Source organism: Lentzea roselyniae, assembly GCF_039537795.1.
Taxonomy (GTDB): Bacteria; Actinomycetota; Actinomycetes; order Mycobacteriales; family Pseudonocardiaceae; genus Lentzea; species Lentzea atacamensis.
Map to the genome: position 1 here is coordinate 21,042 of NZ_BAABBE010000055.1, position 6,000 is coordinate 27,041.

At 66.5% G+C, this 6,000-nt stretch carries 7 protein-coding genes; 5 read left to right on the forward strand and 2 right to left on the reverse strand.

What is annotated here, in order from left to right; translation table 11 throughout:
- Window positions 1–134 precede the first annotated feature (134 nt).
- The 3 genes from ABFX45_RS43550 (at window position 135) to ABFX45_RS43560 (ending at window position 2,146) form a co-directional block, all read left to right on the forward strand.
- On the forward strand, window positions 135–794 hold the full coding sequence (locus ABFX45_RS43550) for a VldE C-terminal domain-containing protein (RefSeq protein ID WP_346136987.1): 660 nt from the start codon (window positions 135–137) through the stop codon (window positions 792–794).
- 119 nt (window positions 795–913) lie between these two features.
- Window positions 914–1,465, forward strand: a complete 552-nt coding sequence (locus ABFX45_RS43555) for a hypothetical protein (RefSeq protein WP_146771749.1) — start codon at window positions 914–916, stop codon at window positions 1,463–1,465.
- Between the two features lie 12 nt (window positions 1,466–1,477).
- A complete protein-coding gene (locus tag ABFX45_RS43560; RefSeq protein ID WP_109636582.1) occupies window positions 1,478–2,146 on the forward strand; it encodes a hypothetical protein in 669 nt (222 codons plus the stop codon).
- Between the two features lie 295 nt (window positions 2,147–2,441).
- Here the strand turns inward: ABFX45_RS43560 and ABFX45_RS43565 are convergent, their stop codons facing one another.
- The gene (locus tag ABFX45_RS43565; RefSeq protein WP_346136990.1) at window positions 2,442–3,890 is read right to left on the reverse strand and encodes a leucine-rich repeat protein; all 1,449 of its coding nucleotides are present in this window, start codon (window positions 3,888–3,890) and stop codon (window positions 2,442–2,444) included.
- A gap of 159 nt (window positions 3,891–4,049) precedes the next feature.
- Between ABFX45_RS43565 and ABFX45_RS43570 the strand changes: the two genes are divergently transcribed.
- Both ABFX45_RS43570 and ABFX45_RS43575 read left to right on the forward strand, forming a co-directional pair.
- Complete coding sequence (locus tag ABFX45_RS43570) at window positions 4,050–4,484, forward strand: STAS domain-containing protein (RefSeq protein WP_146231540.1); 435 nt, start codon at window positions 4,050–4,052, stop codon at window positions 4,482–4,484.
- Window positions 4,485–4,590: 106 nt separating this feature from the next.
- Complete coding sequence (locus tag ABFX45_RS43575) at window positions 4,591–5,448, forward strand: phosphotransferase family protein (RefSeq protein ID WP_346136992.1); 858 nt, start codon at window positions 4,591–4,593, stop codon at window positions 5,446–5,448.
- Between the two features lie 232 nt (window positions 5,449–5,680).
- On the opposite strand, the gene ABFX45_RS43580 is transcribed toward ABFX45_RS43575, so the two are convergent.
- A partial coding sequence (locus tag ABFX45_RS43580; protein ID WP_346136994.1) for a transposase occupies window positions 5,681–6,000 on the reverse strand: 320 nt, incomplete at its 5' end.

The window sequence follows — 6,000 nt, forward strand, 5'->3', positions numbered from 1 at the left end:
TGGTCACTTTCTGTAGCGACGCGCTCACCAGCCGAGATGTGGGCATGAACACTCGCCTGTGACGTTCTCGTGTTCATTTCGTAATATGGCCCGCCGTGTGACCATGCCCCGTCCCCGACGCAAGGTGTTCCCGAATGCCGGGCCGACATAGAACGAAGCAGACACCCAGCCGGAAGCTGCCCATCGCAGTCGCCGCCACCCTCACCCTGGGTCTGGTCGTGACCTTCTGGGTCGTCCGCACTTCCGACCAGCCGATCGATCCCACCGGAGCGGCCGCCCAGCTGGCCGCCTCGTCGACCCCCGTCAGCCAGGACCTGCCGCCTGTCACGACCTCGACCACCGCGCCGCCGTCCTCGCAACCTCCGACGACCACGACGACGACCGCGCCTCCGGTGACCACGACCCCGCCGAAGATCGCCACACCGCCGCCCGCGCCGCCCTGTCCGACCGTCCTGGACGGAGTCAAACCGCATGTGGCGCAAGTGGGTCACCACCTCGCGAGCAAGTTCGGCGTCAACGACATCGGGGGCGCCGCCGGCCGTGGCGGCTCCGGCGACCATCCCGCCGGCCTGGCGCTGGACTTCATGGTCGGCACCGCCACCGGCAACGCCCTGGCCGACCACGTGCTGGCCAACCGCCGGGCGTTCGGCGTCACCTACGTGATCTGGCGCCAGCGCTACAACGACGGCAGTGGCTGGTCGGTGATGGAGGACAGGGGTAGTCCCACGGCCAACCACATGGACCACGTGCACGTGTCGTTCCAGGCGAGCGCGACCGTCAAGGTCACCTGCTGACAATTCGTCTGCGGAGATCATTCGTTGTTGTCACCCGATCGGTCCAGTTACGTAGCCGGTCTGGACGACGACTTCATGGATGCGAGCTTCGACCGCTCAATCCTGGAGGTCATTTCCGAATGAGACGTCTCCGAAGACTCTGGCTGTTACCGGTGGGCGCGGCGCTGTCGCTCGTGACCACTGGTGTCAGCCAGGCCAACCCATTTCCGAACAACTACGACAGTGCGGTGGCGGACAGCTCGCTGCACACCTTCTGCACCACTTCCGGATTCACCACCGACCGCACCGTAGCCACTTACGCGATGTCGGTCCTCGACCTCACCACCGACATGACGGATTCCGATCTCGGCGGTTGTTCGAGTTTCTCGACCGACGTGTGGTGGTGGCAACAGGATCTGCCCGGCACCTTGCGCGGTGAACGTTCCTGCTTCTCGCACAGCAGTCCTGGGGTGTGCGACTCGTCCGACGTCAAGCTCGACTACGGGCAGCTCGACATCGGCGACAACGACTGGGAAGACCGCCGCAAGACATCCGTGCACGAACTGGGGCACAGCGTCGGACTCGGCCACGACACGATCAGCGCCATGATCTCCGGCGAGGTTCCCAGCACCGCACTGCAGTGGCGCCGGTACAGCGCCCACGACATCGCCCACCTCAACGCCCAGTACTGAGAGGAGCCTGACATGCGACGATCCATCATCGTGACCGTGATCGCGGCAGGCAGCCTCCTGCTGACGGCGTGCGGCACCACCACCAACCCGTCCGCCGGCGCTCCGGAAGGCGGCTCGGCCGAGGCCTTCGCCGCCCAGCTGGGCCGCGACTACCACGCGGACTACGACCCCCTGGCTTCACCGCGCCAGGCACTCGACCTCAGCGACCTGATCGTGCGCGGCACCGTCGAGGAAGTGTTCGACGGCATTTCCACCACCTTCCCGGACAAGCAGAGCACCGAACGGGCCCAGGGTTCCCACGTCACATTCCGGGTCTCGGTCGCAGAAGTCCTGTCCGGTCCCGCGGACGCGGTCAAGGACCGCACCGTGTACGTCCAGGTGTCGAAGAGCCGCTCCACCCCGACCGGGGATCTGGCGAAAGCGAACCCCAGGGCGCAGGCGGTGCTCATCCTGGACGACATCACCGACTGGAAACCCGCGCCGAACGCAACCGTGAGTCGTCCGGATCGGATTCCGGACGGCGTTCCCCTCTACTTCGCGTTCACCGACGGCCTGTGGATGCAGGGCGCGAATGACAAAGCGATGGTGAGCAGCATCGCCCACCGCGAGGATTTCGCGCCTGCGTGGGGCAAGCCGAACACGCTCGATGATCTCGTGACGGCCATCAAGAGGGCCAAGTAGATTCGTGGTGGGGCGTTTCCGGATTCATCGGAAACGCCCCACCACCGTTCCTCGTCGTCACCGGACGGGTGCTCGTAGGCGAGTTCGAGCGGCTCGCCCCGGAACACCCACTGCGTCAGCGTCGCTCAACTCTCCGGCTGCCTCCGGCGCGACGAACACGCAGACGTTGGACGTGCCTTTCCTCCCGCATTCCTGGGCCCCGCATCGAGACGACACGATGGTTGATGACAGCTGCGAACAGGTGAGCACTTGGTTGGAGCGGGTTTGTGAGTCCGACGCGGGATTGGTCCCTGGATCAGGGTGCGGGCCGGACCGCGAGCCCAGGGGCGCCAGACGGCTTGAAGTTCGCCCACGCCGCAGGATCGCCGGTGTGGTGGACGGTCGCCTTCTGGCTTCCGGTGAAGACGTCGGCCTCCTGCCTCGGCGGTGTCGAGCCCAGGTAGACCGCGGCCAGGGCCGGATTGCCCCGGACCGCGCCTGGCCCGAGCCGGGTGACGCCCGGTATGACCACCGTGGTCAGCTTCGCGTTGTTGGTGATGGCGTTGTGCCAGACCGTGGTCAGCCGAGGGGCGTGGACCCAGCGCAGGTTCGAGAAGCCCGTGACCGCGTTCTTGTCCATCTCGGTGAGAGCGGGCAGGCGCAGCCCGATGAGCTTGTTGTTCAGGTCGAAGCAGTTGATGCCCAGGTACTCCAGCTTGGGCAGGTTGACCGACACCAGCTCGTGGCTGTCGTTCAACGCGTTGCGACCGAGCCGTCGCAGCGCGGGCGCGGTGAAGTACTGGAGACGGGAGGCGTCGTCGAACGCGAAGTCGTCGACTTCGGTGGCGTTCGGCAAGTTCACCTTGACGAGGTACTGGTTGCGGCGGAAGGCGTCGTGGGCGATCGTGCCGGCGTTGGGCAGGTACAGGACGCTCAGCTTGGCGTACGGGGCGTGGCCGAAGGCCATGACGCCGATCGACCGGGCGCCGCGCAGGCGCACCTCGCTGAAGTTGTGGTTGCTGAACGCACCGTCGGGCACCGCGTCCAGGTCGTCGAGGACGAGCTGCTTGACCCAGGTGTCCCACCAGCCGTTGTGCCAGAGGTAGGGGGATTTGCCGCCCCGGGCTTGCTGGCCCGCGCACGGCAGCCCGGAGGCGGGGGTGCACTCCCGTCCACCCTGAATGCTGCGCAGGTTGTACACGTGGAGCCGGCTGAGGTTGCTCAAGCCGAGATCGCGGTGAACGCCCTGCAGCGCGGCGAGGTCGCCGTCGGAGAGCGCCGTGCCGCCGGTGAGGTACAGCGCGATCCCGGTCGCCTTGGCAAGTTCCGGTTTGCGTTCGGCCAGGCGGGCCTTGAGGGCGTTGGTGGTGACGTCGTACTGGAACGCCAGGGTCCCCTCGGCCAGTTGGTGGTCACCGGGTTTGCTGACCTGATAGCGGTAGCCGTCGTTGCGGCGCAGATCGGGGTCGTTGGCGAACACCGGGTCCGGTCCGGGATCGGCGGCCGGATCCTCGGGCAGCGTGCCGTCCGAGTACGGCAGGCCTGCTCGAACGGATCGTCGTTCCGTACTTGGAGTGGTGGACGTCGTGGAGACCTGCGCCGACGTGATCGTCGTGCCTGGTGGGCGTGACACAGTGACATCGGCGGCGGCCGGCGGCTCGGAGGAGTCTCCGCTCGAAACGAGGACGACCGCTCCGGCGCCCGAGACGGCCAGGACGATTCCGACGACGGCAAGGATCGCTTTTCGTTTCGTGTCGGTGTTCATGCCACTGCCTCGGAGTCAGAGCGGATGGTCTGCCCGATACCGCCGAACGGACGTGGTGCCGGTCCTGATCACACTGGAGTGTGAACGCTAACACGGAGCCTCAGCGCGACCGCCGCGTACCGAGTGGGCGTTGACTTGTGCGAGTGATGCTCATTCTCGTTGCCGCACGAGATCGCGGTCGTTGTTCAACACGTAGGCATCTTGCGGAACGGGGGCATGATGACGAGTACGGAATCCGGTGGTGTGCCGGCCGATGGTGTGTTGCGCACGCACCAACAGGGCGGCGCGTTGGTGGTGGAGATGTCTGGAGACGTCGACGTGGCCACGGTCAATCCGATAGCGAACGAGCTGATTGGCCTGGTTGCCCGTCGCCCGCGCGCAGTTGTCGTCGACCTGCAGGCCGTCACGCATCTCGGCTCGATCGGCGTCACTCTGCTGCTCGACGTCCAGCAATACGCTGACGAGTTGTGCATCCCTTTCGCGACGACGGCGGCGAACCGGGCAGTGCTCAGGCCGTTGCGGCTTGTGGGAGCTGACCGTGTGTTGCGGCCGCATGCGACGCTGCCGGGTGCGGTGTCCGCGGTGCACGGCTGAACAGAACCAGGGCCTCGCAGCGGGGTTGACGGTCCACAGTGGCCGATCACGCCGTGCCACAGACCCTGCCCGTGCGGATGAGTGAGCACGTGCGACGATCCACGTTGTGGAGGCGGAGATCGTTTCACGTGCGGTGGCCGCGGCGACAGCACTGGCCGGAGAGCTGCATCTGCGGGTCGACCACGCTGCAGTTATTCAGAATTCGAACAAGCTCGCCCTACATCTGTTGCCGTGTGGCGTCTTCGCCCGCGTAGCACCGGTGGGGCAAGAGGTAGCCGCGCTCGAGGTCGAACTCGCTCTACGACTCGTTGAAACCGCGTGCCCCGTCACACCGCTGGAGCCCCAGGTTGAGCCGCGGGTCTATGAACGCGACGGCTTCGCGGTGACCTTCTGGACTTACTACGAGGTCGTGTCTCCTGATCCGGACTTCCCGGGCGCATACGCGGAGGCGCTCCAACGCCTGCACACCGGCATGCGAAACGTCGAGATCGCAACCCCGCACTTCCTGGACCGCGTCGCAGAGGCTGAACGGTTGGTCACGCACCGAAACGAAACCCCCGCGCTCACGGAGGCCGACCGGCATCTCCTCCTGGGCACGCTGCAAAGCGCTCGTGAACGGATCCACAGTCGCGGTGCTCCGGAGCAGCTGCTGCACGGCGAACCGCATCCTGGCAACGTCCTCAACACCCGTGACGGCCTGCTGTTCATCGACTTGGAGACGTGTTGCCGTGGCCCCGTCGAGTTTGACGTGGCGCATGTGCCGGAGGAGGTCAGCGCGCGTTATCCGGATGTCGATCAAGTTCTGCTCGCGGAGTGCCGGCGGCTGGTGCTTGCGATGGTCGCTGCCTGGCGTTGGGACATCCGTGATGAGTTCCCGGACGGGCATCAGCACGGCCGAGACATCCTGTCCTTGCTCCGCCAGGGTCCGCCGTGGCCCGCACTCGGTGCTCTCGTCGCCGAGTGAGTCAGTTCGCGCGACGACGGCGGGCGAGGCGGAAGCCGCGGTACAGCAGGATCGGCCCGGCGGCCAGCCCGGCCACGGCCCCGATGGCGAGCGCGATCATGCCCCACCACCCTGCACGGCGAGCACGACCCCCTCGACCCGCGTGCCGCGCGCTTCCAGTTCCGCCCCGTAGTCCTCAAGCACGACTGCGCCCACGCCGAAGAGGACGAGCATGACGAACCCGGCTAAGTGATCAGTTCAGAATGAGTTTGCGCAGGCAGATGATCGAGCAAGCAAGGCTGAGCATGGCTTGGTGGACGTCGGCTCTGCGTTCGGTGCGGACGCGGAGTCGTCGGAAGCCTTTGAGCCAGGCGAAGGTGCGTTCGACTGGCCAGCGGACTGTGCCCAGGCCGGAGCCGTGGTCGACGCCGCGGCGGGCGATGACCGGTGTGATGCCGCGGGCTCGGACCATGCGGCGGTACTTGTCGTGGTCGTAGCCGCGGTCGGCGTAGATGCGGCGTGGCCGGCGGCGTGGTTTGCCGACCACGCCCCGGATCGGTGGGACGGCGTCGA